General features: G+C 66.7%; 22 protein-coding genes. 9 read left to right on the forward strand and 13 right to left on the reverse strand.

The genetic code is table 11. The features are described 5' to 3' along the window. The first annotated feature begins 20 nt into the window (after nt 1–20). Together yaaA and HT136_RS03645 are read left to right on the forward strand one after the other, a co-directional pair. Nucleotides 21–773 carry a peroxide stress protein YaaA gene (gene yaaA, locus HT136_RS03640; protein ID WP_214197938.1) on the forward strand — a complete coding sequence of 251 codons (753 nt, stop codon included), beginning with the start codon at nt 21–23 and terminating at the stop codon, nt 771–773. Beyond that, nucleotides 770–1,468 (forward strand): SDR family NAD(P)-dependent oxidoreductase, encoded by a 699-nt coding sequence (locus HT136_RS03645; protein ID WP_214197940.1) that lies wholly within the window; start codon nt 770–772, stop codon nt 1,466–1,468. Before yaaA ends, HT136_RS03645 begins: the two co-directional genes overlap by 4 nt. Nucleotides 1,469–1,477: 9 nt before the next feature. Here HT136_RS03645 and qhpE read toward each other — a convergent pair whose 3' ends face one another. The 10 genes from qhpE to HT136_RS03695 form a co-directional block, all read right to left on the reverse strand. After that, complete coding sequence (gene qhpE, locus HT136_RS03650; RefSeq protein WP_246543315.1) at nt 1,478–2,248, reverse strand: subtilisin-like serine protease QhpE; 771 nt, start codon at nt 2,246–2,248, stop codon at nt 1,478–1,480. After that, nucleotides 2,245–3,987, reverse strand: a complete 1,743-nt coding sequence (locus tag HT136_RS03655) for an ABC transporter ATP-binding protein (protein ID WP_214197942.1) — start codon at nt 3,985–3,987, stop codon at nt 2,245–2,247. Before HT136_RS03655 ends, qhpE begins: the two co-directional genes overlap by 4 nt. Next, nucleotides 3,984–5,087: an NAD(P)/FAD-dependent oxidoreductase gene (locus HT136_RS03660; protein ID WP_343222098.1), complete on the reverse strand. Its 1,104-nt coding sequence runs from the start codon at nt 5,085–5,087 to the stop codon at nt 3,984–3,986. The genes HT136_RS03655 and HT136_RS03660 overlap by 4 nt, the downstream gene beginning before the upstream one ends. Then, nucleotides 5,084–6,187, reverse strand: coding sequence for a YncE family protein (locus HT136_RS03665; protein WP_214197944.1), 1,104 nt, complete (start codon nt 6,185–6,187; stop codon nt 5,084–5,086). The genes HT136_RS03660 and HT136_RS03665 overlap by 4 nt, the downstream gene beginning before the upstream one ends. Nucleotides 6,188–6,290: 103 nt before the next feature. Further along, nucleotides 6,291–6,647: a quinohemoprotein amine dehydrogenase subunit gamma gene (gene qhpC / locus HT136_RS03670; RefSeq protein WP_214197953.1), complete on the reverse strand. Its 357-nt coding sequence runs from the start codon at nt 6,645–6,647 to the stop codon at nt 6,291–6,293. After that, nucleotides 6,644–8,122, reverse strand: a complete 1,479-nt coding sequence (peaB, locus tag HT136_RS03675) for a quinohemoprotein amine dehydrogenase maturation protein (protein ID WP_246543316.1) — start codon at nt 8,120–8,122, stop codon at nt 6,644–6,646. The genes qhpC and peaB overlap by 4 nt, the downstream gene beginning before the upstream one ends. Beyond that, complete coding sequence (gene peaA, locus HT136_RS03680) at nt 8,119–9,960, reverse strand: quinohemoprotein amine dehydrogenase subunit alpha (protein WP_246543317.1); 1,842 nt, start codon at nt 9,958–9,960, stop codon at nt 8,119–8,121. Before peaA ends, peaB begins: the two co-directional genes overlap by 4 nt. Nucleotides 9,961–10,230: 270 nt before the next feature. Then, nucleotides 10,231–11,442 carry an MFS transporter gene (locus HT136_RS03685; RefSeq protein ID WP_214197955.1) on the reverse strand — a complete coding sequence of 404 codons (1,212 nt, stop codon included), beginning with the start codon at nt 11,440–11,442 and terminating at the stop codon, nt 10,231–10,233. An 80-nt stretch (nt 11,443–11,522) separates the two neighbouring features. Then, complete coding sequence (locus HT136_RS03690) at nt 11,523–12,191, reverse strand: TetR/AcrR family transcriptional regulator (RefSeq protein ID WP_214197957.1); 669 nt, start codon at nt 12,189–12,191, stop codon at nt 11,523–11,525. Nucleotides 12,192–12,334: 143 nt separating this feature from the next. Then, nucleotides 12,335–14,374 carry a tetratricopeptide repeat-containing sulfotransferase family protein gene (locus tag HT136_RS03695; protein WP_214197959.1) on the reverse strand — a complete coding sequence of 680 codons (2,040 nt, stop codon included), beginning with the start codon at nt 14,372–14,374 and terminating at the stop codon, nt 12,335–12,337. A gap of 546 nt (nt 14,375–14,920) precedes the next feature. Here HT136_RS03695 and HT136_RS03700 point away from each other — a divergent pair. The 4 genes from HT136_RS03700 to HT136_RS03715 all read left to right on the forward strand — a co-directional run bounded on the left by HT136_RS03700 (nt 14,921) and on the right by HT136_RS03715 (nt 21,796). Continuing rightward, nucleotides 14,921–17,602, forward strand: a complete 2,682-nt coding sequence (locus HT136_RS03700) for a TonB-dependent receptor (protein ID WP_214197961.1) — start codon at nt 14,921–14,923, stop codon at nt 17,600–17,602. 221 nt (nt 17,603–17,823) lie between these two features. Beyond that, nucleotides 17,824–18,294, forward strand: coding sequence for a (2Fe-2S)-binding protein (locus HT136_RS03705; protein ID WP_246543318.1), 471 nt, complete (start codon nt 17,824–17,826; stop codon nt 18,292–18,294). Continuing rightward, on the forward strand, nt 18,294–20,576 hold the full coding sequence (locus HT136_RS03710) for a xanthine dehydrogenase family protein molybdopterin-binding subunit (protein WP_214197962.1): 2,283 nt from the start codon (nt 18,294–18,296) through the stop codon (nt 20,574–20,576). Before HT136_RS03705 ends, HT136_RS03710 begins: the two co-directional genes overlap by 1 nt. A 131-nt stretch (nt 20,577–20,707) precedes the next feature. After that, nucleotides 20,708–21,796, forward strand: coding sequence for a TauD/TfdA family dioxygenase (locus tag HT136_RS03715; RefSeq protein ID WP_214197964.1), 1,089 nt, complete (start codon nt 20,708–20,710; stop codon nt 21,794–21,796). Nucleotides 21,797–21,821: 25 nt separating this feature from the next. On the opposite strand, the gene HT136_RS26150 is transcribed toward HT136_RS03715, so the two are convergent. From HT136_RS26150 to HT136_RS03725, 3 genes are all read right to left on the reverse strand, one after another. Continuing rightward, on the reverse strand, nt 21,822–22,169 hold the full coding sequence (locus HT136_RS26150; RefSeq protein ID WP_246543359.1) for a cysteine hydrolase family protein: 348 nt from the start codon (nt 22,167–22,169) through the stop codon (nt 21,822–21,824). Then, nucleotides 22,088–22,318 (reverse strand): hypothetical protein, encoded by a 231-nt coding sequence (locus HT136_RS26155; RefSeq protein WP_246543319.1) that lies wholly within the window; start codon nt 22,316–22,318, stop codon nt 22,088–22,090. Before HT136_RS26155 ends, HT136_RS26150 begins: the two co-directional genes overlap by 82 nt. A gap of 116 nt (nt 22,319–22,434) precedes the next feature. Beyond that, a complete protein-coding gene (locus tag HT136_RS03725) occupies nt 22,435–23,265 on the reverse strand; it encodes an oxidoreductase (RefSeq protein ID WP_214197966.1) in 831 nt (276 codons plus the stop codon). A 189-nt stretch (nt 23,266–23,454) separates the two neighbouring features. On the opposite strand from HT136_RS03725, the gene HT136_RS03730 reads away from it, so the two are divergent. Genes HT136_RS03730 through HT136_RS03740 form a run of 3 tightly spaced genes read left to right on the forward strand, consistent with a single transcriptional unit; the run spans nt 23,455 to nt 26,215 of the window. Beyond that, nucleotides 23,455–24,408, forward strand: coding sequence for a ribokinase (locus HT136_RS03730; RefSeq protein WP_246543320.1), 954 nt, complete (start codon nt 23,455–23,457; stop codon nt 24,406–24,408). A 39-nt stretch (nt 24,409–24,447) separates the two neighbouring features. Then, entirely contained in the window at nt 24,448–25,572 is a 1,125-nt protein-coding gene (locus tag HT136_RS03735) for an LLM class flavin-dependent oxidoreductase (protein ID WP_214197970.1), read from the forward strand. Beyond that, on the forward strand, nt 25,565–26,215 hold the full coding sequence (locus HT136_RS03740) for a cysteine hydrolase family protein (protein WP_214197972.1): 651 nt from the start codon (nt 25,565–25,567) through the stop codon (nt 26,213–26,215). Before HT136_RS03735 ends, HT136_RS03740 begins: the two co-directional genes overlap by 8 nt. Nucleotides 26,216–26,283 lie beyond the last annotated feature (68 nt).

Here is a 26,283-nt window from a genome sequence, read left to right on the forward strand (position 1 = left end):
GCGTGGGTACCGGACGGGGCATGATTGCGCTTCTGTCTCCCGCCAAGACGCTCGACTACGATCGCGAGCTGCCCTCGTTCGAGGCCACCCGGCCGCACTTCGCCGAGGAGGCGATGAGCCTTGCCAAGTCGGCCTCGAATCTCAGCCAGAAGAAGCTGTCCGAGCTGATGCACATCTCGCCAAAGCTCGCCAAGCTCAACGCCGATCGCTTCCGCGACTTCCCCGAGCTGCCCGAGCGCCCGGCGCTCTTCGCCTTCGCAGGCGACGTCTACGCCGGGTTCGACGCCTGGTCGCTTCACGAAGAAGGCGTGGCCTTCGCGCAGAACCACATCCGCCTTCTTTCGGGGCTCTATGGTCTGCTGCGCCCGCTCGACGCGATGCGCCCCTACCGCCTCGAAATGGGCACGCGCTGGGCCCCGCGCCACAAGGCGCTGACCGACTGGTGGGGCGACCGGATCGCCGCGCGCTTGCGCGAACAGGTGGCCGAGGAAGGCTCGGGCGCGATCCTCAACCTTGCGAGCCAGGAGTACTTCGCCGCGGTCAAGGGCAAGCTTGCGGGGCTGCGGGTGGTCGATGTCGATTTCCGTGAACCGGGCCCCAACGGCCCGCGCTTCATCAGTTTCAACGCCAAGCGCGCGCGCGGTATGATGGCGCGCTGGATGTGCGAGCACCACATCACGAAGATCGAGGACATGAAGGGCTTCGACACCGACGGCTACCGCTTCGATCCCGAGCAAAGCGAAGAGAACCGCTGGATGTTCAGCCGCGCATGAGTGCGAGCGCGGTCGTCATCGGGGCCTCGGGCGGGATCGGCGCGGCTTTCGAGGCGGCGCTGGTCGAGGAAGGGGCCTTTGAGGCCGTCTACGGTTTCGCCCGTTCGCGCGGGGGCGCGGACCATATCGACTTGCTTGACGAGGCGACGCGCGAGGCGGCCGCCGCGCGCGTCGCCAAGGGGCCGCCGCCCGCGCTGGTGATCGTTGCGACGGGGCTGCTCCACGAGGGCGAGAAGGGACCCGAGAAGGCGCTGCGCGATCTCGACCCCGAATGGCTGGCGAAGACCTATGCGGTCAACGCGATCGGCCCCACGCTCGTCGCCAAGCATTTCCTGCCGCTGGTGCCCAAAAGCCAGCGCTGCGTCTTCGCGGCGCTTTCGGCGCGGGTCGGCTCGATCAGCGACAATGGCCTGGGGGGATGGCACGGCTACCGCGCGTCGAAGGCCGCGCTCAACATGCTGGTGCGCAACCTGGCGATCGAGGAAGCGCGGCGCAGCAGCCGCAGCATCGTCGTCGCGCTCCATCCCGGCACGGTCGATACCGCGCTATCCCGGCCGTTCCAGGGAAATGTCCCGGCCGGACGGCTGTTCGATGCCGAGCGCGCCGCGTTGCAGTTGCTCGACGTGATCGAGGGCCTGAAGGTGCCCGACAGCGGCAAGCTGTTCGACTACGAGGGGCGCGAGATCGCGTTCTGATCCCGACGGTCAGGCGGGCTCGGGCATGGCCTCGAGGCGCGCGGCCAGAAAGGCGTGGAGGTCGCCTGGCGGGGCGCCCATGGCTCTGCTTTCTTCGGCGGCGAGCGCGGCAAATCCGGTGACCTGCGCGACCGCGAAACTGATCCCGTAGAGATTGCGGGTGGGCGCAACACCGGGGATCGCGCGCGGATAGCCAGAGGCGGCGAGGCATCCCGGCTTTCCCTCGGGGACATAATAGCGCGCGCGCGGGCAATCCCAGTCGAGCGTGACGCCGAGCACGCCGGGCAATCGCCCGGGCAGGCACGGCACGCCCTCGGCATCGTGCGCGGCGATCACCGTTATCCCGGCGTCTCTCGCCTCTTCGACGATGGTCCGGAAAAATTCGGCATGCGCCATGTTCGGCGTGCCGAGGCTGAGGTTGATAAGGTCGACCTCGGCCTCGATCGCCCAGCGCATCGCTTCGCCGAGCGCCCGCGCGGTCGTTCCGAGCTTGTCCGCAAAGACGCGGATCGGCAGGCAGGTGGCCTCGGGCGCCTTCTCGAGGATCGCGGCGGTGACGGCGGTGCCGTGGCCAAGCCGATCGAGCGTCGCGTCCTCGTCCGAGTGCCGGGTGCCTTCGCGGTCGATCCAGACGCCGGGCGCGAGACGGGCGGCATCGATGTGGGGGTGCGCAGGATGGACCCCGCTGTCGATTACCGCCACGCGCATGCCCCTGCCGGTGCGGCCCGGGAAGAGCGCAGGCATGGCCCGGTCGGGATCGGGGAGGGCTGGGCCGTTCATGCGCTGAGGACCATGGGTCGGTCGTCCGGATTGGGGATCACGCGCGCAGCGCCGTCCTCGATCGTCACCACCATCTGCGCAACTTCGGCGAGGGCGGGGCGGTGGGTGATGGCGATGATCGTCGCGTCGGGTAGCGCAGCGCGCAAGGACAGCGCGACGTGGCGTTCGGTCTCGGGATCGAGCGCGGAGGTCGGCTCGTCGAGGATCAGCACCTCGGGGCGGCGCAGCAGCACGCGGGCGAGCGCGATACGCTGGCGTTCGCCCGCCGAGAGCGCGAGGCCGCGCTCGCCCGCGGGCGTTTCCAGCCCGCGCGGCAGGCGCGCGAGCAGCGGGTCGAGCCCGGCCTGGTGTGCCGCGAGCAGGATCTGCTCGCGGCTCGCCTCGGGTCGGGCGAAGGCGATGTTGGCGCCGATAGTGTCGTTGAAGAGATAGGGCGTCTGGTCGAGCAGGATGACCTTGTCGCGCAGGTCGTGCAGAGAAAGTGCGGTCAGGGCAATACCATCGATCATCACCGAGCCTTCGTCGGGATCAAGATAGCGCACGAGGAGGTCGGCGAGGGTCGACTTGCCCACGCCGCTTGGCCCCAGCACGGCGCAGAAGCTGCCGCGCGGGATTTCAAGGTCGAACTGGCGCAAGACGGATCGATCGTCATGCGCGATCGAGACCCGTTCGAAGCGGATCGAGCCGGTGACGCCGGAGAAGGGCAGAGGCTTTTCGTTCTCGACGACTTCGGCCTTCGTGTCGAACAGCTCGAAAATCCGCGCGAGCGAGACGCGCGCCGAACTGAGGCCCGAGACGAGCCCCATCAGCACCTGGATCGGCGCAAAGAGGCGCGACTGGTAGGCCATGAAGGCCACCAGAGTGCCGATCGACATCGTGCCCTCAATGATCTGGTAGCCGCCGTAGAGGATCACCCCTGAGGTGGTCACCGCCAGCAGCGTGCCGGGCACTGCGCCGGCCATGAAGCTCGCCACCTGCATGCGCAGCATGGCCTCGACGAAGGCGGAATTGCGGGTGCGGAAGCGCTGTGTCTCGTGGCTGGCCGCGTTGAGCGAGGAGACCACGCGCATGCCCATGATGGTGTCGACCAGCAGGCTGCCGAGGTCCGCCCCGCGCTCGCGCATGGTGCGGGTGAGGGTATCGAGCCGCTTCTGGAAGCGCACGAAGAGGGCAACGCAGGCGGGCAGCAAGACGATCGCGAGCAGGAACAGCTTCCAGTCGAGCCAGAGCATGATCGCCACGCCGCCCGTCAGCATCAGCAGGTTGGAAAGCACCGAGAGCATCGTGTCGGCGGTCACGCGCTGGATGTCGCTGACGTCGCTGTTGATGCGCGACATGAGGTCGCCGAGGCGAAAGCGGCTGTAGAAGCGTGGCGAGAGCGACTGGAGGTGGCGCAGCAGCGCGACGCGGATGTCGAAGAGCATGTCCGCCGAAGTCGCCACGTAACGATAGCTGGCGAGGATGTTGAGCGCGTAGTTGCCCACCGTCACGCCGATCATCGCAAGGCCGATCACCACGAGCGCGGTCAGGTCGCGCTGGAGCAGCGCGTCGTCGATCAGCAACTTGGAGAGATAGGGCTGGGCGAGCCCGAGCGCGGTCGAGGCGAGGCTGACCACCAGCACCAGCGCCAGGCGCCCGAGATAAGGTCGCAGGTAGGGCAGGAGGCGCGAATAGCTGCCCCAGTCGGCGATCTTCTCTGGCTCGGCCGAGGCGGGCGGGGAAACGTCGGGCGGGGTCATGCGGCGGCCTCGATCGGGGCAAGGGTCAGGCCATCGAGACGATAGCGCGGTTCGGGCCAGGTCGCGAGCCGGGCGGTGCACTGGGCAAAGGCGTGCTGGGTGGAGAGGAGCTGTTCGCGCCACCAGGGGCTCTGGCCACCCGTCGCGTAGAACTGCGCGCACTGGCGCAAGTGCCGGCGCATCGCGGCGAGCAGCATCGATTGGTAATGGTCGAGGTAGGGCTGCGCGGCCCCGGCGCTGCCGTCGGTCCGGGCGATCGCGGTCAGCACCGCGCTGGCAAGGCTCGCCTCGCGCGCGGCCTGCGCGGTGCCGTCGCCGCACAGGGGGTCGAAGGCGATCGCCTCGGTGCCGCAGGCGAGCCAGCCCGGACCGGCCATCCGTTCGAGCATGCGCGGCGCGGTTTCGAATCGGCTCGGTTCGTTGTCCTGCGGGGTGATACGTGGGCCGATATGGCGGCTCGAGGTGAGCAGTTCCTTGAGCGGGCCGCCCACGGCGAGCAGCCATCCGGCCTTCGCGCCCGCAGGGATCAGGAACAGCCAGCCGTTCTCGACCGCCTCGATCCAGCACGCGTCGGCGTCGTCGTCATGGCGCAGCTCGACGCGCAGAGCCTGGGCGCGGCGCTGGCCGAAGTGCAGGAGGGTCGGTTCGGGGAAGGGGGCGGCGGCGTGGACGCTGTAGGCACCAGGCATCGCTCTTGGCGGCCGGCCTTGCGCTTCATGCGCAGCCAGCAGGGCGGCGTGCAATTCGCCTCCCGACAGGACAAGTGCCTCGTGTGGGAGCACGCTGGGCTCCGCACCGCCCCAGGCGACAATGCGCCGACGCACGCGGCGGGTGCCTTCCAACAGGTGCGGGGCTTCGAGGCATTCGCGCAGGAGATGGACCGCGCCCGCCCCCAGCAGGATCGCAGGGGCCTGCGAGGGTGCGGGAAGCTCCAGCCTCGCAGCAAGTCCGGCCTGGGCGAGAAGCCCCCGGCAGCAATGGGCTCCAACGCCTCCCCCACGGATCGCGACGGGCGCGCTCGATGGGGGAGGCGCATGACCTGCAGCCGGGGTCTTCGCTGTCGAGCCTTGGGCTCTGCCGCAGGTCGAAGGCAGGGTCACGGCAGGTGCAGCAGCCCGGCCATGGTGATGTCGTGGCGCAGTTCCCAGTCGGCCTCGGGTTTCAGCGTCTTGGCGTCGTAGACCGCGATGTCGTAGCCCGCGCCGTAGATGTAGAGCTTCTGCCCGTCGGCCGACATCGCGAAGTAGAAGCGGCGGCGGCACTCGAACTCGGCCTTGTCGACTGCGGTGTTGGTGGTGAGGTCGAAATGCCAGAACTCGCAGCGCTGCTTGCCAAGGTCCCCGATCACCGCGACGGTGTAGCCATCCTTGCCGTCGGGCGTGACCTGCAGGCCCTCCATGCGGTCGGGCGCGGGGCCGATCGGATCGAAAGTGAAGCTGCGGCTGGTGAGGTCGAAACGGGCGACGCCAAAGACCTTGTTGTGGATGTAGGGGTCCTCGGCGTTGAACACCGAGATGTATTTGCCGGCCTCGCTCACGGTATTGAGCGTGCCGCCGAAGCTCACGTCCTGCAGGCCCGAGGAAGAGGGCTTGGCAAGGTCGATGCGGTCGACGATCTTGAAGGTCTTGGTGTCGATCACCCGGACCTTGTCGTCGAAGACGTAGAGCGTCTTGCCGTCGGGCGCGATCGCCATGCTGGTGCTCCAGCCCGGCGCCTTGTCCTTCTCGTCGAAATCGACCGTGCGGACCACTTCGTGGGTCTTGAGGTCGATCGTGTAGTACTGCGGCTTGCTGACCTTGTAGAGATCGGCTTCCTTGTCGAAGCGTTCACCCACGGCATAGAACAGTCGGCCCGTGGGATCGGGCACGCCGCCCTTGAAGCGGTAGCGCACCGAGGGCGTATTGAGGCTGAACTTGTTGACGACCTGGTGGCTCTTCGCATCGAGCACCTCGATGCCCGAGGTGGTGAGCGTGGTGACGTAGATCTTCGAGCGGTCGGCCGAGAGCTGGATATTGTCGGGAAGCCCCGTGTCCAGCTTGGTGAGGCCGGTAACCTTGCCGCTCACGTCGTCGATGAACTGGATCTGGTCGGGATAGCCGCCGAGCACGATGGTGCCGGCCTCGGCCGGGGCGGCCAGTGGCAGCATCGCGGCGATCGAGGCCAGGGCGGCCCCGGCGAATGCGTGACGAAGCGTTTTCATGAAAGCGAACTCTTTCTCGAAAGGCGTGAGCGCGTCGCGGCCCCGCGAAAGGCCGCATACGGCACCCTTCCTGCCCCCATGGCGGAAGGGCGCCGGTGAAGGATCATGGGAAGACGAGATCGAGGTTGCGCCAGTCCTTGGCTGCCGAGGAGCAGTTGCTGGCCCAGTCGGGCGAGTAGTTGACGTGGTCGGGGACCTGCACCGGCCAGAAGCAGGTGACGTAACAGTCGTAGATGTCGCGTTCGACCGGCTGGCACAGGCCCGCGGTGCCGCCGCCGGCATCGACTTCCCAGCCCGGCGAAAAGGCCAGCGTGCAGCCCATCGGGACATGCGGATGCTGGGTCTTCTGCTGGAGAGCGACGACGTCGTCCTCGAGCATGGGATCGGCAGGGGTTGCGGCTGCAGGCGCCAGATCGTCGATCTTCTGGGCCTTGCGGTTGATCGGCTTCAGATGCTTCATGACTGGCCTTTCCGCGTGGCGAAACGTTCGAGGAATTGCGGGTTCTGCGCGGCCACCGCGCCGTAGACGCGAAGGCAGGTGTCGGTCCATTCGCGGATCCAGTCGCAGTAGTGCAGGTTGGCGTGGCCGGTGTCGCCGTAGCGCACGAAGGCCTCGTGGTGGCAGCCGCCCGCGCAGAGCGGCCGGGCCCAGCAGGACTGGCATTCGTACTTGGCGCTGACGTGCCCGCGCGAGAGGAAGTCCTCGCGCTTTTCCGCGTCGATCCCGGTCTCGATGTTGCCCAGCGTGTGGGTGTCGGCATCGGTGAAGCGGTGGCACGGCGAAAGGTCGCCCGAGGGGCTGACGCCGAGCAAGCCCAGGCCCGCACCGCACGGATGCGACTTGTTCACGCCCTGCATCAGTTCCGCGATCGTCTCCGAGACATTGGAGAAGCCGTGCATCCGGTTCTCCAGCGCATAGTCGAGCCATTCCTGCGCCAGCGCGTGGAAGTCGGCGAGGACCCGGCTCATCCCGTCGCCGTTGATCGCGTAGTCCTGCTCGCCCGAATTGGTGACGGGCGCGAAGCCCACTTCGTGGAAGCCCAGCTCGTCCTTGAGGTGGCGGTAGATACGAAGGACGTCGGTGACGCCCTCGCTCAGCGTCACGCGAGCAGTGATGGCGCGGCTCCTGTGGCGGGCGATCAGCTTCTTCAGGCGCGGCTCGATTACCTCGTAGGAACCCTTGCCGCTCTTGTAGACGCGCCGGGCGTCCTGGAGTTCGGCGGGGCCATCGATCGAGACGGTGACGCCCACGTCGTTGTCGGCCAGGAACTCGATGATCGGGTCGGAGAGCAGCGTCGCGTTGGTGGTCAGGCTGTAGGTCATCGACCGGCCCTGCGCCGCCGCGGCCTCGTTCGCGTAGAGCACGACTTCGCGCAAAAGCTTGAAGTTCATTAGCGTTTCGCCGCCAAAGAAGGTGACGTGCACGTTCTCGCGGGCGCCAGACTGGGCAAGCAGGAAGTCGATTGAGCTCTTGGCCGTCTCGAGCGTCATGAACTTGGGCTTGCCCTGGGGCGTTGCGATCTTGTCCGCGCCGAACTCGTAGCAGTACGTGCAGGCGAGGTTGCACTGGTTGGTGATGTTGAGCACCAGCGCCTGGAGCGGGAAGTCGGCCGGAGGGGCGGTCGGCTGCGGATCGATCGCAGGCGCGATGCGGTCCGAGACGATGCCACGCACGAAGAGCAGCTCGCGGATCAGGTCCTGCGCGTCGGCCGCGCTGTAGCCGTGGGCGAGGAGGGCACCGACGATCTCGTCGTGGCTCATCTCGCCCTCGCGCAACGCATTCAATACCGCGCGGGCACCCTCGTCGAGGGCGAAGATCGCGCCCGCGCCGACAAGGTAGACATAGGCCTGGTCCGCTGCCTCGAATTCATGCAATTCGCCGATCGCGTAGCGCGCGGTGCGGAAATCGGCGGTGGGTGTGGTCATCGTGTTCATTCGGAGACCTCCGGCTGGTCCCAGCGCTTGTAGGTGGGGACGGTGATGACGAGGTACGAGCGGCCCGAAAGCGGCTTGCCGTCCTTGCCGACAAGGTCCTTGGCGGTCGCAACGACCCAGACTTCGCCGTAGTTGTTGCGTCCGAACCGGCGCTGGGGATCGGGCCCCTCGACATTGGGGGTGAACAGGCCGCTGCCCTGGTCGATCGTGCCGACGAAGTGGATGTCGTCGTCGTAAGGCACGGTCGGGAACTCGGCGAGCTTCCAGGTCGCCTCGATCGGGCGGATCGCGAAGTCGTCGGGCGTGTTCGGCTTGCCGTCGGGGCCGTTCGACCAGGCGTAGGCGGCGAACTGCTCGAAGCCCTTGGCGAACTTCAGGCCACCCAGGTGCGCCAGCGCGGTGTCGGGCGTGACCTTGACGTAATCGACGCTGGCGTAGACCGGCAGGGCCTTGGGCAGGACCGCGCTTGCGAGCGAGAGGTCACGCTGGCCGGGCACCGCGTCGGACGCGACGTCGAGCGTGACGACGGCTTCATTGGGTGTCACCGAGACCAGCTTGGCGACCTTGGTGCCGCCGCCGAAGTCGATATCGGCCGCGGTGAGGTCGGCGGGCAGGTTGGCGCCGTAGATGTGGACTTGCGCGCCCTTGGTGCCGGCCTTGATCGCATCGGCCGAGATGCCGCCGATGACGGGGGCTCCGGCCTCGCGGCGCAGCGTCACGTCGAAGCCGAACTCGTGGTATTCGCCCCAGTACCAGCGGCCCATGGCCATGGACTGGTCGGGGGCGAACCACATGGTCTCACGCAAGTTGCTGTCGAGGCTGTCGGGCGCGCCGGCCTGTGCCGTTCCGTTGGAGGATCCGCGCCAGGAGAACCCGGTATAAATGAGCGCGCTGCCCTTGCGGGTGTGGACCGAACCGTCCTTCAACGAGCGCAGCACGGTGGTGGTGACGTATTCGTCCGAGCCCGGTTCCTTGGGGGCGACCGTCATCTCGCCGACGAACTTTCCATGGCCGCGCATTTCGGCCGAGACCAGCCATTTCCCGCCCAGCTTGGGCGCGCGGATGCGCGGGCGCCAGGCGGCCCATTCGGGGGTGTGGAGCGGGGCGTTGGCGCTCAGCCACTTGAGCGCGGCGATGGCCTGCTTCTCGGGCTTTTCGCCCTCCTGCGGGGCCGGGCCGCCGTCTTCGTCGTAGCCTGAACCGACCGGCGTATTGTAGATGAACTCGGCGGTCGAATAGAGCGCGCGGTGCATGTTCTGGAGGAGGCCCCATTCGCGCTTGGAGCGGCGCGAGGACATCGGCTGGGCGAAGGCGTGGCAGCTCGCGCAGGTCTGGCGCAGCGTGTCGTTGGGGATGATCGTCTCGTCCTGGATGCGCTTCTCGGCGAGGTACATCACGGGCTTGGCTTCCTCGGGCGCGAGGCCGTGGTAGGTCGAGAGGTACTTGACCACCGAGCGGGCCTCGACGGGTGAGATGTCGAGCCCGTTGAGCTTGACCATGCGCTTGATCGTCTGCGCCCAGCCTTCGGGAGTCGAGCGGATCCACGAGATGCGCGAGAGGTTGCCCTTGTCGTCGGGGGCATGGCAGGTCCCGCACTTCTGCATGGTGAGCGCGTCGGTGACGGGAATGCCTTCCTCGCTCTCGGTCCAGCCGGCGGGATCGGACGTGATGTCGTCCGGCGTCTCCGACTGCGCGATCACGACCGAGGTCGAAAGTGCGCCTGCGGCAATCATCGAGACCATGGGAAGACGGCGCCAGGGCACCGCAAAGCGCGCGCTGGCGTCCGAGTCCGGGACTAGTCCTTGCGCATTAGTGGGCGCGGCGTCCGAGTTGCTCATGCGGGGTTTGCTGCGATTTGTTCGCGAAAAGCGCATTATTTGGATTACCCCCCTGATTACACGATGAATTCCACGATTCTTCGTTTGGGCTCGGAAAAACTGGACAATCATCAAGAGTTGGTCAAGGCGCTTTTTTGTGTCGCAGCATTTTTATGGTGGCAGCCGGCAATGGGACGGCGAGAGGCACGGTGGTGCGCCGCGAAAATCCTCGAATTTTCGCCGTTTCGTGAACGGTGCCCGACGATGCCGCAGGTGCAGCGACCCAAGGCGTCAAGCGGCCTGCGGCTGCTCGAGCAGGTGGGCGGCGGGTTGAAAACGGGTGCCCATCGCGCGCTCGCGTGCGTGCCAGATGGTCAGCGCGCTGCAGGCGAGCGCGATGGCCGCGCCAGCGGGCAGCAGCGGGCCGCCCGGGCTTGCGGCCATCGTCGAGAGCGACCCGATCGCGGGGCCCGCGATCATGCCCAGCGTCTGCAGGCACGAGACGAACCGCAAGTCGCGCGTCGAGCGGCAAGCGGACGCAGCGAACCCCGAACAGCGAATGACGATCGCGGTCGATCCGATGTTGAACGCGATGATGCCCAGGATGAACAGCAGCGGGTGGCCATGGATGGTGGCGAAGACCGGCGCCATCAGCGAAAGGCCGCAGAGCACGGCGGTCAGCTTGGGCGAGACGCGAATGCGTTCGGCAAAGAGCGCCAAAGCAGTGACGGCCCCGGCGAGCGAGCCGATGCTGACGGCGTTGCCGATCGTGGCGTTGCTGAAGCCCGCGGCAAGGGCCATCGATCCGGTCATCGACCAGACCATCATCGTCGCGCAGACGTAGCCCAGGATGGCCCCCGCCAGCAGCGCGATCTGGAGCGAGAAGCCGGAACCCGCCGGTTCCGCGCGGCGCACCGAGGCGTCCTGCGCTGCTCGGGACCATTCGCAGTGCGTCCCGATCGGATCCGGGACGAGGAGCAGGATCGCCAGGAGCGCGCCCGGGACGAGCGCGAGGCCGACCAGCGCGAGGCGCGCGTCGAAGCTCTCGGCCAGCGCGGGCAGGGCGATTGCCGCGATCATGGAAAGGAGGAGTTGCAGCAGGAACGTCGCGGCGAAGGCGGCCGTCGGTCGATGGCGCGCGGCATGGGCAAGGGCCTGCGTGTAGATCAGCCCGGTGGCGAGGCCGAACGCGGCACGCAGCACCACGAGGGTCGCGAATTCGCCGCTGAGCGCGGTGCCGAGCGCCGCGGCGAGGGCCAGCAGTGCGGCCAGGGCGAACGTGTAGGGTGGGAGCCGCGATCCGGCGAGGAGGCTCAGTAGCGATCCCGCCGCCAGTCCGGCCTGCGTTGCGCTGACGATCCAGCCGTGAAGGGTTGGATCAAGCGCATGGGCCTTGCTCAGCAGCGACAGGAAGACAGGGTCAATGCCCGGCTGCAGCAGCGCGAGGGCTCCTGCGAGTATGGCTGGTACGACAACGCCTATGCGCGAGTTCGACTGCGGCAAAGTGACCCCCCTGAATTCGTTCGTGCACCCTCATGCACGTCGACGTTCAGGACATCGCTCTCCCGGTGTCTGGATTATGTCTATTCGATTTCGTTTGTCAGACGGGCAATGTCACCGTGTTTCAGCGTCTTTGCAAGGTGAATAAACGATTCGATGCTCAAAGCCATGATCTGCGGCATTTTGGCACGCCACGGCTTCTCGTAGCCCAGGAACGGCGTCGTTCCCTCCATCGAGGTGCTGAAGAACAGCGCCAGCGAATGGATTTCATCGTCGTCGAGATCCGGGTTCAGGGCACGGATCTGTTCGCCGATCTGGCTATGGGCGACGCCGTAGAAGGCCTCGATCCGCTCGGCGATGAACGCGCTCTGGTTGGCCAGTGACCACAGTTCGGTGAACAGGCGCGTCGTGCGTTTGCTGCAGATGTCCTCGAGGCACATCACGATGACGCGGCGCAGGCGCTCCTCGCTCGAGATATCGACGTTGCGCACGTCATCGTCGAGCTTGGCCTGGTAGCCCTCCATCATGTCGTCGAGCATGACCTTGACGAGCAGTTCCTTGCGCGGGAAGTGGTAGCTGACGTTGCCGACCTTCAACCCGCATTCCGCACCGATGCGCCGGATCGAGAAGGCGGCGGCGCCTTCCTCGATGATCACGCGCAAGGCAGCCTTGATGATGGTGTCGACGGTGTCCGCGCCGCGTGCGTAGACGCCGGGGCGCTGGTGTTCGGTGGTGGTCTCGTTCTTGGGCACTGTGATGCTCCACTGCCTCGTTCCAATTTCCGCCAGGGTCGGTCGCGCAGGCGAGGGGGCGCTGCGCGCGGCGGGCAACGCTGGGGAGGGCTCTCTAAGAGCCTTTCAGGTAATCGTAAACCGCGGTTCGGGAACCCGTGCGGTCAGGGCATGCGAGGGGCCGGGTAGAGCCGGTCGATCGGCCCCAAAGCGTGCTCGAGCGGGCCAAGCCAGGGTGTGTAGCGCTCCCAGGCGTCGACCCCGCTGGTGAAGATCGGCTGGCGGACCTGTTCCGAGCTGGCGGTGCGCACGGCGCGCGCGTTGGTGTGGAAGTCGAGGCAGGCCTGTTCGAAGGGGACGCCAAGGTAGTCGAGCAGGGCGCGGATCTGCGCTTGGGTCGAATGCACCATGTCCTCGTAGATCACGCGGTGCACCGCCCCCGGCGCGGCGGCATCGTAAGCGGCCATCAGCGCGACATAGTCGCGATAGTAGCGCGCGATATCGGCGAGGTCGTAAGAGAAGGTCTGGCCGCGGGCGAAGTGCTGCTTCCAGCCCGAGAAGCAGCACGCCATGGGGTGGCGCCGCGCATCGATGATCCGCGCGTTGGGAAGGAGCAGCCGGATCAGGCCCACATGCTGCCAGTTGTTGGGCATCTTGTCGAGGAACAGGGGCTTGCTTGTCTTTCGGTGGACGCGGGTCTTCTCGATGTACTCCTCGCCCAGGCGCAGGCGGTCCTGCGGGGTAAGAGCGGCGATCATCGCGGCGAAATCGGGAAATTCGCCTTCGTCGACGCGCGATTGCAGGCGGCTGGCGATGATCATCATTTCGGGCAGCTCGAGCGTGCCCTCGATCCGGCTGTGGCTGGCGAGGATCTGCTCGATCAAGGTCGAGCCCGAACGGGGCAAGCCGACGATGAAGATCGGATCGGGCGCTTCACAACCGCCGGGGCCCATCTGCGCGAGCATCGCGGCGTTGAAGGTCTGCGCGGTGGCGGCGACTTCGGCGGAAAAGGCCTCGGGGTCGTGCGGGACGAGCGTGCGGCGCAGGCGGTTGCCCTTGTCGTAGTGCGCGAAGGAGGGGGCGGGTTCGCCGGCATCTTCGTACGCTTTGCCGAGCGCGAAATGGAGATGGAAGGTGTCTTCGCGAAGTTCGGGCGCGGCCGGGTCGATCGAGGCGAGGGCGGCTTCCATCGCGGCGATGTCGGCGGGGCCGAGCCGTGCAGTCTTGAGATTGGCGAGGCTCCACCAGGCCTCACCCATGGTCGGCTTCTGGGCGACGGCTTCGCGATAGGCGCAAATGGCCTCGGCCTGCTGACCGGTGGTCTTCAGCACGTGGCCCAGATTCTGCCAGACCTGAGGCTGCTGCGGGCGTGCGCCCAGGATCTCGCGGTAAAGTTCCTCGGCGCGCGCATGATCGCCGATCCGCACCAGGACCGAGGCGAGGATGAGTGCGTGGGCGGGCGTGTCGACCGGCGAGCGCACGAGGACCTCGGCGTGCTCCAGCGCCTCGGCGAGGCGGTTGTTCTGGAGGAGCAGGCGGATCAGGAAGTCGCGCGCAAGATCGAAGCCGGGCGCGAGTTCGACGGCGCGCATGGCCCGGTCGAGAGCGGCGGTCATGTCGCCCCGTCGCCAGTGTGTCTCGCCAAGCAGGCGCACCGCGGGCGCGTCCTCCCCGCGCTGAGCGATCCGTGCTTCCAGCAAGGCAATGCCGTCCTCAAAGCGCTGCGCGTTCATCGCCATGGCCGCCTTGACCAGTTCGGGATCACGCGCCGAAGCGTGGACCCCCGAAAGATCGGCGCGCCAGGCGTCCATCTCGCGTCGTGAAGCGCGCAAGGCGCGTGCGAGGAGAAACCATCCGCCGGCGATTGCGGGTTGCAGCCGCGTCAGGGCTTCGAGCGCGGGCAAGGCCTTGGCCGTCGCGCCGCAGGACATGGCGACTTGCGCCAGCTCCCAAAGGACGGCGGGAACGCGCGCTTCGCGCATCGCCAGCGCTTCGAGTCGCGGCAGGGCCTCGCGGGGTTTTTCCAGGCGTACCAGAGCCTGGCAGGCGAGCAATTCGGCCGGTGGGAAACCCGGCGACCGGGCCAGCAGAGCTTCGGCTTCCTCATGGGCGCGACGCGGGTTGGCATCGAGGCTTGCAGCGATTCGGGCAAGCGCCTGGGGAGAGGGGACGGTTGGCGTGGTCTGAAAGCTCTGTCCGGTCATGATCTGGTGTTCTGCTTCCTCTTGCAAAGATGAGTTTCCGATGCGGGCAATGCTCTTGGCGTGGCTGCGGCGAGGTTCAAGAAAACATGCGGAAGCCAAGGGTTAACGCAGCGGGGCGTTGTTCCTTGTGCGGCTCGAGTTCGACGCGCGTGAAACCGGAGCTTTGTTCGATTGGGTTGTGCGTCTGCACATTGGCAAGATGATCATTTCAGGGCTCCGGACAAGCGCGAAATAAACTGCTAAATTTCGTGGCGATAGGTGCTTGACATAAGCCCCCTGCGTCGGTTTACTCAATCTAGGACGACCGTTCGGGTTTGTGCAATAGCGAAGGCGTCTAAAGCGATTTTTAAATGAATGCGTTCTTCGCGGGATAGTCATCGTTCCGTGAACCTGAAGTCCATCTTCGGGGCAGGAGATTTGCGTCTGGCGCAGGCGAAATAAAAGCCGCGCGGCGAAATGCGAATAAGCGAGGATCCGTGCAAGGCGGACATTCTTCTTGGGGGAGGAGAATCGCGAAATTCAGGGAAAACAGGGGGCTCCTCAAGGATGAATATTCGTACCCGTTTGCGGCGGTGGAACGCCGCGTGCCTGCTCTCCACCACGGCGATCGTCACGCCCTTCGCGGCGAGCGGTACGGCCTTCGCCGAGGATGCGGCTCCGGCCGCAGCCCCCGCGCCCGAGGCGCCGCCCGAGCAATCCTCGCTCGGCGACATCGTGGTCACCGCGACGCGCACCTCCGAGAGCGTGCAGAAGGTGCCGATCTCGATCCAGGCGCTGGGCGAGGCAAAGCTGGAATCGCGCCAGGTGAACGGCCTCTCCGATCTCACCGCGATGCTGCCTTCGGTTACCATTGCCGGTCTCGGGCCGGGGCGCCAGACCCCCTATTTCCGCGGGATCGTGCCGGCGGGCGGCAGCTACGCCTCGGTCGGCTACTATCTCGACGACATCCCCATCGCGGGGACGGATCTCCCCGACATCCATGTCTACGACATCGAGCGCGTCGAGGCGCTTTCAGGTCCGCAAGGTACGCTCTACGGCGCGGGCTCGCTGGCGGGCACAATCCGCTTCATCTCGAGCAAGCCCAAGATCGGCGAGTTCGAATGGGGCTACAACACCGAGCTCAACAAGTACGGCGCGGGTGACCTGGGCCAGCAGTTCGAGACCTACGTCAACGTGCCGATCGCGGACAATCTCGCGATGCGCGCGATGGGCTACTACCGCCACGACGGCGGCTACATCGACAACGTGGCAAACAACGGGCTCAACAATGTCGGAGACTCGCTGACGCTGGATCTGGGCGATTCCAACCCGGCGACCTCCTATACACTCGACAACAGTGCGATTGCCGAGAACGACTACAACCCGATCTACGAGTACGGCGGCCGCCTCCAACTGCTGTGGGAACCGGCGCCGGGCTGGGAAGTGCGTCCCGAAGTCACCGCGCAGCGCCAGATCGCTTATGGCTATTTTGGCTATGATCCGCGCGTGGGCGATCTCGAGGTCCACGACTACGACCTCACCCGCCAGGACGACCAGTGGTACCAGGCGCAACTCGCGATCCATGGTCACATCGGCGACTGGGACGTGGTTTCGGCAACGGGCTACTTCCACCGCAAGGTGCACTTGCGCAACGACTACACGTATTACACCGTGACCTATGACAGCTTCGGGCCGGGCTACGAAAGCTACCTGCAGTTCTGGGACGCCTCGACCTGTAACGGTTCGGGCGCGGACATGAGCTGTTCGGGACTTATCAACCCGCAGCAATACTACGAAGGCCTGACCAAGGATCGCCAGTTCACGCAGGAACTGCGCATCACCACGCCCTCGAGCTGGCCGTTCGACGTGACCTTCGGCGGCTTCTTCCAGTCGCGCCGGGAATCGACCAACGACCGCTACGCGACGCACGGTCTCGACACCATGGCCGGCTACACCGAGGCGGGCGGCGGCGACGTCGCGGGCGGCCTGCTGGGCGTTCCGGCGATGTACGGGATTGCCTATGACGACGACGGCACGCCCTATTTCGACACGAGCGACGTCATCAATGCGGACGGCAATCCGCTGGGCACGATGATCCTGGGCTCGCGCGCGGTGAAGGGCGAGGCCTTCTACCTCTCCGAGCGCAACAACAAGTGGACCGACAAGGCGCTCTTCGCCGAAGGCCACTACGACATCACGCCCACGCTCAAGGTAACCGGCGGCATCCGCTTCTTCTGGACGAGCTACAAGTCCAAGGGCTTCAGCGGCGTCGCGGCTTCAGCCCTGGCGGTGGGGTGTTCGGTGCCGTTCCCGGACGACGAACGCCTCTCGTGCATCAACGCCAACGGCTCGTACTCGGAAGCGGGCGAAACCCACAAGATCGCGCTCGACTGGCAGTTCGAGCCCGACAAGATGGTCTACGCCACCTACTCCACCGGCTTCCGTCCCGGCGGCTACAACCGCGCGCTGCGCGTCAATGGCGTGGGCACGGTGACGGTCGACCCTTACGAATCGGAAACGCTGACCAACTTCGAAATCGGCTTCAAGACGACCTGGGCCAACATCTTCCGCTTCAACGTCTCGGCCTACCTCGAGAAGTGGGACAACATCCAGTACAGCGTGGTCGTTTCGGGCACGCAGGGTGCGGGCATGACCGGCAACGCGGGCAAGGCCGAAGTCAAGGGCATCGAATACGACGCCGACCTCAAGCTGGGCGACGTCACGATCTCGTCTTCGGGCGCCTTCAACGACGCGAAGCTGAAGGGCAACTTCTGCAATTTCGCGCTCAACACCACGACGATGTCGATCTCGCAGCTCCCGAGTTGTGCGGTGGGCGAATTCGTCGAGGACTCGAACGTTTCGACGCCGACCGTCGCGGCCGCCGATGGCACGCGCCTGCCGCGCCAGCCTCGTTTCAAGGGCACCACCTCGGTGCGCTACGATACGATGCTGGGCGACATGGACGCCTACCTGATGGGCGCGGCGAACTACCAGACCAGCGCGACGCAGGATCTGAACGTCGAATACAACGAACTCTTGGGAACCACCCCGGGCTTCGTCTCCTTCGACTTTTCGGCCGGCGTGAAGAAGGACACCTGGACGCTCGACTTCTTTATCCAGAACGCCTTCGACAAACGCGGCGAACTGACCAAGAACACGTTCTGTTCGATCACTTTCTGCTCCGGCTCCTCGCGCACTTTCGCGATCAAGCCCCGCTTCTTCGGGGTGCGTTGGGGCCAGAAGTTCTAATTGCGCCGCTGACGGACCTGCAGGCCTCCGACCGGTTCGCGCCGGGCCGGGGGCCTGCTTTTTCGGGTGCGGAGGGTGTCCTGTGAAAACAATCGTGCCTTTGCAAAGGCAAATGGAGCACACGCTGCAATCCTGTGCTATCGAACGCCCCGCGTGCAGGGCGGCCTGGTGGACCGGTGTGGCGGTGTCGGCGTTTTCGCGGTGCGCGCATGATTAGGGGAATGACGATGAAGCTTCAGGTCAATGGGTCGCCGCGCGAGGTGGATGCCGAACCCGAGATGCCGCTGCTGTGGGCACTGCGCGACGTGCTGGGCATGACCGGCACCAAGTATGGTTGCGGTATCGCGCAATGCGGCGCCTGCTCGGTGCTGGTCGACGGCGTGGTCACGCGTTCGTGCGTGACGCCGGTGGGCAGCGTGGCAGAAAGCAAGATCACCACGATCGAGGCGATGGAAGAGGACGCGCTCGGCCAGAAGGTCGTCGCGGCCTGGGTCAAGCACCAGGTTCCCCAGTGCGGCTACTGCCAGTCCGGCCAGGTCATGGCGGCGGTCTCGCTGCTCAAGGAGAACGCCCATCCCAGCGAAGAGGACGTGCGCGCGGCCATGATCAACTTGTGCCGCTGCGGCACCTACAACGCCATCCACGCCGCGCTGAGCGACCTGGCGGGGCATGCCGGGAAGGAGACCGCGTGATGGCGAGCCTGTTTGACGAGACCAAGACCCAAGGTGCTGGCGGGCAAACCGAAGCGCTCTTCGCGCCCGAGGGCACGCAGCCGGTGAACCTCTCGCGCCGCCGCTTCCTGATGGGGTCGGCCGGGGTCGCCTCGGGCGCGCTCGTGCTCGGCTTCGGCATCCCGCTTGCCGCCCCGCGCGTCAGGGCGGCCGAGGCGGGGGCGGGCAAGGCCTTCGACGTTCCGGCCTTCATCGAGATCCGCCCCGACAACACCTTGCGTTTCCTCAGCCCCTTCATGGAAGGCGGGCAGGGTACCTTCACCGCGATGGCGCAGATCGTGGGCGAGGAACTCGACATGGACCCGGCGGTGTTCACCGTCGAGGCCGCGCCTGCGGGCGAAGTGTTCCAGATCATGAATGGGCGCCGCGTGACCGGCGGCAGCAACTCGGTGCGCAGCAGCTACGACACGATGCGCCGGATCGGTGCCTCGGGCCGCGCGATGCTGCTCCAGGCGGGAGCCAAGCGGCTCGGCGTGCCGCTCGCGCAGCTTTCCACCCAGCCGGGCAAGGTCGTCCATGCCGCCTCGGGCCGTTCGGTGACGTATGGTGAACTCGCCGCCGACGCGCGCGACATGGCCGTGCCCGATGCGGCGAGCGTAACGCTGCGCGATCCGTCGACCTTCCGCTGGATCGGCAAGCCGGTCGCGCGCCTCGACATGCACATGAAGTCCACCGGCAAGGCGGTCTACGCGATCGACTGCAAGGTCGAGGACTTGCTCCAGGCCGCGGTGCAGCACGCGCCGCGCCTTGGTCTCCAGCCTGGCGTGGTGCGCAACGAGGCGGCGGTCAAGGCCATGCCCGGGGTTCATTCGGTGCATGTGCTCGAGGGCGCGGTGGCCGTCGTCGCGCCTTACTGGTGGCACGCGCGCCAGGCCGCCGACGCGCTCGACGTGGAGTGGAAGGAACCGGCCAACCCGGATGACGTGCGCTATATGCCGGCCGATTTCGCGACCGAGGCTTTCGCCGCGAAGCTCGCGGCTGAGACCGGACGCGGCGAACAGGCCGAGACCGCCGGCGACGTGGCAGGCGCCTTTGCCTCGGCCGCGACCACGCTCGAGGCGACCTACCGCAGCCAGTACCTGCACCATGCCCAGCTCGAGCCGCCCTCGACGCTGGCGCGCTTCAACGCCGACGGCACGCTCGACATGTGGTTGCCCAACCAGGTGCCCGAGATGTTCCAGGCCGCAATCGCCAAGCAGGCCGGGCTCGAGCCCGCGCAAGTCAAGATCCATAGCCCGCTGCTGGGCGGCTTCTTCGGCCGCCACTTCCTCTACAAGGACGGCAACCCCTATCCCCACGCGATCGCGCTGGCCAAGGCCACCGGACGTCCGGTCAAGGTGATCTGGAGCCGCGAGGAGGAATTCCTGCGCGATCCGCTGCGGCCGATGGCCGTGGTCAAGTTCCGCGGCGCGCTCGACAAGGATGGCTGGCCGGTCGGGCTCGACGTCGTCAGCGTGTGCGAGGGGCCGAGCGAGGGCATCGCCAACGCGCGCGGCAAGGAGCTCGACGATTCCGCGCTCGAGGGTATCACCGGCAAGTCCTACGCCATCGCCAACCGGCGCATCGCGCAGGCCTACGTGAAGAACCCGCCGACGCTCGCCTACTGGCGCTCGGTCGGCAACTCGATGAACGACTTCTTCTACGAAAGCTTCCTCGACGAGATGGCCGACAAGGGCGGCAAGGACCCTTACGCGCTGCGCCTGCGCCTGCTTGCGGGCAACGCGCGGCTGACCAACCTGCTCAAGGCCGCCGTCGACCTGTCGGGCGGCTGGAAGCGCGGACCGTTCACCGCGGCCGACGGCTCACGCCGCGCGCGAGGGCTTGCCATGGCCTCGCCGTTCGGGTCGGAGGCGGCGGCCGTCGCTGAAGTCTCGATCAAGGACGGGCAGGTTGTCGTCCACGACATCTGGGAAGCGATCGATCCGGGCAGCATCGTCAACCCCGCGATCGTTGCCGCGCAGGTCAATTCGGCCGTCGCGCTGGGGCTGTCGCAAGTCCTGGTCGAAGGCGCGGACTACGAGGACGGCCTGCCGGTCGCGCGCAATTTCGACGCCTATTCGATCCTGCCGCCCGACCGCATGGCCAATGTCCACGTCAAGATCATCGAGAGCGGGGCCAAGATGGGGGGCATCGGCGAGCCGCCGCTGCCCGCCGTTCCCCCGGCGGTCGCTAACGCGGTTTCGGCGCTGACCGGCAAGCGCGTGCGCGCCATGCCGCTCTCGCGTGAGACCTTCACGACCTGAACATGCGCGTGCCCCGGCGGGCGACCATACGCCGGGGCACTAGTTTTCGGTCACCGCGCGACAAGTCGGGCAGGGCGCTTGGGCCTATCGCTGGGGCCAACGACACGATCTAGCGAAAGAAGGAAGCGCGCATGTCCCATCCGGCGTCCCTGGAGGCAATTCCACCGGTCACCACCGCGGCCGCCTGGCGCGGCGACGAGCTGGGGCGGAGCGGCGAGTGGATCTACCTGCTGAACGATGCCCAGGTTCTCGAACTGGAGGCCCTGGGCAAGCGCTTCCTCGAGAACAATCCCGATTTGCGGACCGTCCAGGCCGAGGACTATCCGCTCGTCGCCTGCGCCGAGGCCGCGCGCGAATGGGGGCGCGACGTCGACTACGGGCGCGGTTTCGTGCTCGTGCGCGGGCTTCGCACCGAGTTCTATTCCGATGCGCTCTCGGCCGCGATCTACTATATCCTCGGCCTGCACATGGGCGATCCGATCCGCCAGAACGAGATGGGCGACCTGCTCGACCACGTCTACGCGACTTCGGACAAGATGATGGACGACCCGACCGCGCTCTCGTCCAAGGTTCGCGACAAGCTCGTCTACCATTCGGACAGCTCGGACATCGTGGCGCTGATGTGCCTGCGCCCCGCCAAGGAAGGCGGGCTCTCGTGCCTCGTCTCGGGCGCGCAGATCTACAACGAGATCCTGGCACGGCGCCCCGATCTTGCCCCGCTTTTGCTCGAGCCGTTCCACTGGGACTGGCGCAAGCAGGACCACAGCGCCCCGGCCGATACCTATACCTCGCCGATCGTCAGTCTCGTCGACGGGGTGTTCTCGATGTACGCGGGCTCGCTCTACATCCTGACCGCGCAGGACTACGAGGGCGTTCCCCGGCTTAGCCCGGAACAGATCGAGGTGCTCGAACTCTTCGACAAGATCACTTACGAGGAGGGTATGGCGATCGAGATGGATTTCCGCCCCGGCGATATCCAGTGGCTCTCGAACTACGCCGCGCTTCATGCCCGCACGACGTTCTGGGACTACCCCGAACCGCAGCGCAAGCGCCACCTCCTGCGCCTCTGGCTGAGCCGCGACGCCGGGCGTCCGGTGGTCGAGGGCTTTGGCAAGAACGGCGTTGTCCAGGTGCGCAGCGCCCCGCGTGACGGCAAGCCCGAGCATCCGGATGCGCACTTCGATATCTTCGGTATGTCGGTGCCGCGCCTGATCAGCTGACCGGGCGCGCCTTCGCCAACGTCATTCAGGGGCGCGGCCTTACGGCGGCGCCCCTGAATGACGTTCGGGCCATGTCGAGGACTTCAGCTGTCCGCTTCACGTCGGCGAAGTTGAGCCGCAAGTTGAGCAGGGCCGCGTCCTGCTCCGCGTCGGTCACCGCCGAGCAGGCGTCCGCCACGACGATCACCTTGTAGCCGCGCATGTTGGCTTCGCGCGCAGTGGCTTCGCGCGCAGTGGATTCGACGCAGACGTTGGTGAGCGTGCCGACGAGGACGTCGCCCGCCTGCCTGCCTAAAGGGCGTGCGAGGCGGCTCCGGGCCGTAGCGCCTCGACGGCGCGCGCGACGACAGGGTCGGCGAGGTCGTACTGCCAGGGGGGCATAGCCAGCGCGGGATCATCGCTTACGCTTTGGCGAGTCCATACGAGCGGACTTGCGTTCGCACGAAAGGCGGCACACAGCGCGTTGATCGCGGGCACGCTGGCGCGCGAGCTTGCCTTCCCGAACACCTCGCCCTCGCCCACGAAAGCGCTCTACGTGTCGATGACGACGAGCGCAGTCGTGGCGGGTTCGAGGCGCTCGAAGCAGTTGAACGGTGCTCCGCGCGCGATGGCCCCGTTGGGCACGCGGGAGGGGTGGCTCACGCGTCCTCGAAGGCGATCGAGCGGGATAGCGCTTCCCAGGTCTTCATCTGCCCCTCGACGAAGGCGTGCTGGTCGCTGGCGTAGTGCAGCGCGTCTTCGCCGAGCAGGAGGTTGAGCGGTGGTTCGGGCGCATCGAGGGCGGCGAGGATCGCCTGCGCCGCACGCGCCGGGTCGCCTTTCTCGCGTCCCGCATTCTCGGTGAGCGAGCGGCGCGCGAAGTGGGCGACCTCGTCGTAGTCGGCGATGTCGCGCTGCGCGAGGTTGAGTCCGCTCGCCGCGAATTGGGTGCGCATGCCGCCGGGTGCGACGTTGGTCACGCGAATGTTCATCGGCGCGACTTCCTGCGCCAGCGTCTGCCCGATGCATTCGAGCGCGTACTTGCTCGCGCCGTAGATGCCGGTCCCCGCCCAGGGAGCATGGCCGCTGACCGAGGTCACGTTGACGATATGGCCGCTGCGGCGTGCGCGCATGGCGGGCAGAACCGCGCGGATCATGCGCAATGCGCCGAAGACGTTGATCTCGAAGAGCGCCTTGGCCTCCTCGATGGTGACTTCCTCGATCGCGCCGACGAGGCCGTAGCCCGCGTTGTTGACGAGCCGGTCGATGCCGCCGGTCAGGGTCTGGGCCCGCGCGACCGCTTCGTCGACGCTGGTTTCGTCGGCCAGGTCTACCCGCACCACGTGCATGCGTTCGGGCGCAAGAGCTACGAGCTGCGGGTCCGCGCTGCGCCGGGTCAGGCCGACGACCGTATCGCCGCGCGCGAGCGCCGCGCGCGCCAGTTCGCGCCCGAGTCCGGCGCCGATTCCCGTGATAAGCCACTTGGTCATTTTGCGTTCTCCTTGCTGGCCTGCACACTAGGTATCGGGTGGATGAAGCCTCTTTGCGGTGAGGCCCGCAATTCTTGTGCGAGGGCGCACCGTGGTCGCTCGCGCTTGACCCGGCCTTGCGCGCCATGCTGCACCGGAGGGGCAATCGCATTGGCATTGGCAACTCGAGAAATGGGACGGGGCGCGGACTTGGCTGTTCACATCGTCGGATCGATCAACATCGACATCATTACTTCACTCCATCGCCTCCCGCTGCCGGGCGAGACGGTCCTTGCCGAGGCGACGGCACGCCTGCCGGGCGGGAAAGGTGCCAACCAGGCAGTGGCCGCCGCGCGGATGGGGACCGAGGTGCATTTCACGGGCGCGGTGGGCAAGGACGATTCGGGCGCGTGGATGATCCAGCGCCTCGCCCTCGAGGGCATCGATGTCTCCGGCATCCGGTCGCTTCCCGAAGAGGCGACGGGCACCGCCTACATCGCGGTCGATGCGCTGGGCGAGAACCAGATCATCGTCGTCTCGGGCGCCAATGCGAAGCTCGCCGGCTGCGAGCCGGTCGGGCAAGGCGTGCTGCTCTCGCAGCTCGAAGTGCCGATCCCGACGCTCGCCGAGCTCTTCGCGAAGTCCGGGGCACTGCGCATCCTCAACACTGCGCCCGCGCTGATCGAGGCCAAGGCGCTCTTCACGCATGTCGACATCCTTGTCCTCAACCGCCCCGAACTCGACATCTACGCGCCGATCGCAAGTCTTGGCGCGGACGCGGACGCCGGATGGGAGGCGCTGGCCGCCCGCGCACGCACGCTGTTCTGCCGCGACGACCAGGCCGCGATCGTGACGCTGGGGGCAGGCGGGGCGCTCGTCGTGCGCAAGGAGCGGCTGCTGCATGTGCCCTCGGTTCCGGTGCGGCCGGTCGATACCGTGGGGGCGGGCGATTGTTTCTGCGGCGCGCTGGCGGCGCTGCTCGGCGAGGGGCGTTCGCTCGAGGAGGCGGTGCCCTTCGCCTGCGCGGCGGCCGCGCTCTCGACGCTGGCACATGGCGCCGCGCCTTCGATGCCCCGGCGCGAAGCGGTCGCCGATCTGCTATCGGGGCCAGCAACAGAACATGCGCCCGCGATCAAGAACCGTTCTTCGGTAATCCTACCTTGAGGCCAAGGGCGCAAGAGAGAGCGATGATGGGGGTATCCGATGCCTGAACTGCAACCGACACATTTCGATATCCCGTCCGACACCGGCGGCAAGGATCTGGGAATTTTCCTGCCGATCGCCAACGGCGGCTGGATCATCTCGAAGAACAAGCCCGAGATCGACGGTTCCTACGATTATTGCCGCCAGTGCGGCGTGCTGGCCGAGGAGGCGGGCTTCGATTTCATCATGGCCATGGCCAAGTACCGTGGCTACGGCGGCGAGACACACCATTGGGACAGCTCGCTCGATTCGGTCATGACCATCGCCGGGCTTGCCGAGGCGACCAGCCGCGTGAAGACCTGGGGCACGGTCCATACCCTGCTGCAGAACCCCGGCGTGGTCGCCAAGATGATCGCGACGCTCGACCAGATCTCGGGCGGGCGCGCCGGGCTCAACGTCGTCACGGGTTCCTACAAGGGCGAATTCGCACAGATGGGCGCCTGGCCCGAGGGCGTCGACCATGACGCGCGCTACGATCTCGCCAAGGAATGGGTGACTGCGATCAAGCGCCTGTGGAGCGAGGATTCGGTCTCGATGGACGGGACTTACGTCAAGCTCGAGGACTGCCAGTCCTGGCCCAAGCCCGAGAAGCGTCCGTTCCTCGTCTGCGCGGGGTCCTCGCACAAGGGCATGCATTTCACCTCCGAGGAAATGGACGCGATCTTCCTTTCGGGCAGCGATGACGCGCAACTCGCGCAGGCCAGCCGCGAGGCCAAGGCGGATGCGGCGAGCCTTGGCCGTTTCGTGCGCACCTATTCGATGATGACGGTCGTGCTCGGCGAAACCGACGAAGAGGCCGAGGCCAAGGCGAAGCTCTACGCCGAGGGGTTCGACGAGGGCGCGCTCGAGGGCATGATGCGTGCCTACGGCTTTCTCGATGCCGAGATCGGCAAGGAGAACGACTTCACCCGCAAGGCGCGCTCCAGCTTCATGTCCGCGCACGTCGCGGGTTCCTCGCAAACCGTCGCGGCGCGGCTCGGCGAGCTTTTCGAAGTGGCCGGAACCGACGGCCTCATGCTGATCTTCGACGATTATCTCACCGGGGTTCCCAAGTTCGGCAAGGAAGTCCTGCCGGTGCTGCGCGAACGCTTCCCCGGCCGGATCGCGGTGCGCTCGGATGCCTGAGGTCGCCGAACTGCCGCACGTCGCAGCGCAGGCGCTGGCGGGGATGATCGACCCTGCGACAACCGCGCTCGTCGTGGTGGACATCCAGGTCGACTTCGCCGCGCCCCAGGGCCTCGCGGCGACTTTCTGCGACGACCTTGCCCCGATCGAGGCGGTGATCGATCGCATCGAGGAACTGATCGCGGCCGCGCGCGAGGCGGGCATGACGCTCGCGTTCATGCGCGTCGTCACCCGCCCCGAGACCGATTCCGCCGCGCTCAAGACCTTGATGGAGCGGCGCGGCATGCCGGGCGGCGAGGCGATTTGCCGGGCCGAGGGCGGCGGGGCGGACTATTACCGCATCGCGCCTGAACCCGGCGACATCGAGATCGAGAAGCGCCTCTTCGACAGCTTCCACGAGACCGATTTCGACGCCCAGTTGCGCGCGCGCGGGATCGACACGCTGCTCATGACCGGCATCACCACCGAATGTTGCGTCGACAGCACCGCGCGCACGGCCTTCCACAAGGGCTACAACGTGTTCCTCCTCAGCGATGCCTGCGCCGCCTACGAGCCGCATCTGCACACGGGCACGCTCGAAGTGCTTTCGCAGAACATCGGTCTGCTCGCCACCAGCGCGGCCGTGCTCGAGGTGCTTTCCTGATGCGCCTGCCGCGCGCCTCGTCCTCGGGCGCGCTCGGCGATCCATTTTCCGACAGCCCGAAAGGCGAA

Origin of the sequence: Novosphingobium profundi, from assembly GCF_018491765.1 — a bacterium.
Lineage (GTDB): Bacteria > Pseudomonadota > Alphaproteobacteria > Sphingomonadales > Sphingomonadaceae > Novosphingobium > Novosphingobium profundi.

Bases quoted from the DNA above. Each gene is read 5' to 3' on its own strand.
- HT136_RS03705 (WP_246543318.1), top strand. From the start codon at position 17,824: ATGACGATGAAGCTTCAGGTCAATGGGTCGCCGCGCGAGGTGGATGCC.
- HT136_RS03740 (WP_214197972.1), top strand. From the start codon at position 25,565: ATGCCTGAGGTCGCCGAACTGCCGCACGTCGCAGCGCAGGCGCTGGCG.
- HT136_RS03725 (WP_214197966.1), bottom strand. From the start codon at position 23,265: ATGACCAAGTGGCTTATCACGGGAATCGGCGCCGGACTCGGGCGCGAA.
- HT136_RS03695 (WP_214197959.1), bottom strand. From the start codon at position 14,374: ATGACCGGACAGAGCTTTCAGACCACGCCAACCGTCCCCTCTCCCCAG.
- qhpC (WP_214197953.1), bottom strand. From the start codon at position 6,647: ATGAAGCATCTGAAGCCGATCAACCGCAAGGCCCAGAAGATCGACGAT.
- HT136_RS03735 (WP_214197970.1), top strand. From the start codon at position 24,448: ATGCCTGAACTGCAACCGACACATTTCGATATCCCGTCCGACACCGGC.
- qhpE (WP_246543315.1), bottom strand. From the start codon at position 2,248: ATGAACGGCCCAGCCCTCCCCGATCCCGACCGGGCCATGCCTGCGCTC.
- HT136_RS03655 (WP_214197942.1), bottom strand. From the start codon at position 3,987: ATGACCCCGCCCGACGTTTCCCCGCCCGCCTCGGCCGAGCCAGAGAAG.
- HT136_RS03700 (WP_214197961.1), top strand. From the start codon at position 14,921: ATGAATATTCGTACCCGTTTGCGGCGGTGGAACGCCGCGTGCCTGCTC.
- HT136_RS03645 (WP_214197940.1), top strand. From the start codon at position 770: ATGAGTGCGAGCGCGGTCGTCATCGGGGCCTCGGGCGGGATCGGCGCG.
- HT136_RS03665 (WP_214197944.1), bottom strand. From the start codon at position 6,187: ATGAAAACGCTTCGTCACGCATTCGCCGGGGCCGCCCTGGCCTCGATC.
- peaA (WP_246543317.1), bottom strand. From the start codon at position 9,960: ATGAGCAACTCGGACGCCGCGCCCACTAATGCGCAAGGACTAGTCCCG.
- peaB (WP_246543316.1), bottom strand. From the start codon at position 8,122: ATGAACACGATGACCACACCCACCGCCGATTTCCGCACCGCGCGCTAC.
- HT136_RS03715 (WP_214197964.1), top strand. From the start codon at position 20,708: ATGTCCCATCCGGCGTCCCTGGAGGCAATTCCACCGGTCACCACCGCG.
- HT136_RS03710 (WP_214197962.1), top strand. From the start codon at position 18,294: ATGGCGAGCCTGTTTGACGAGACCAAGACCCAAGGTGCTGGCGGGCAA.
- yaaA (WP_214197938.1), top strand. From the start codon at position 21: ATGATTGCGCTTCTGTCTCCCGCCAAGACGCTCGACTACGATCGCGAG.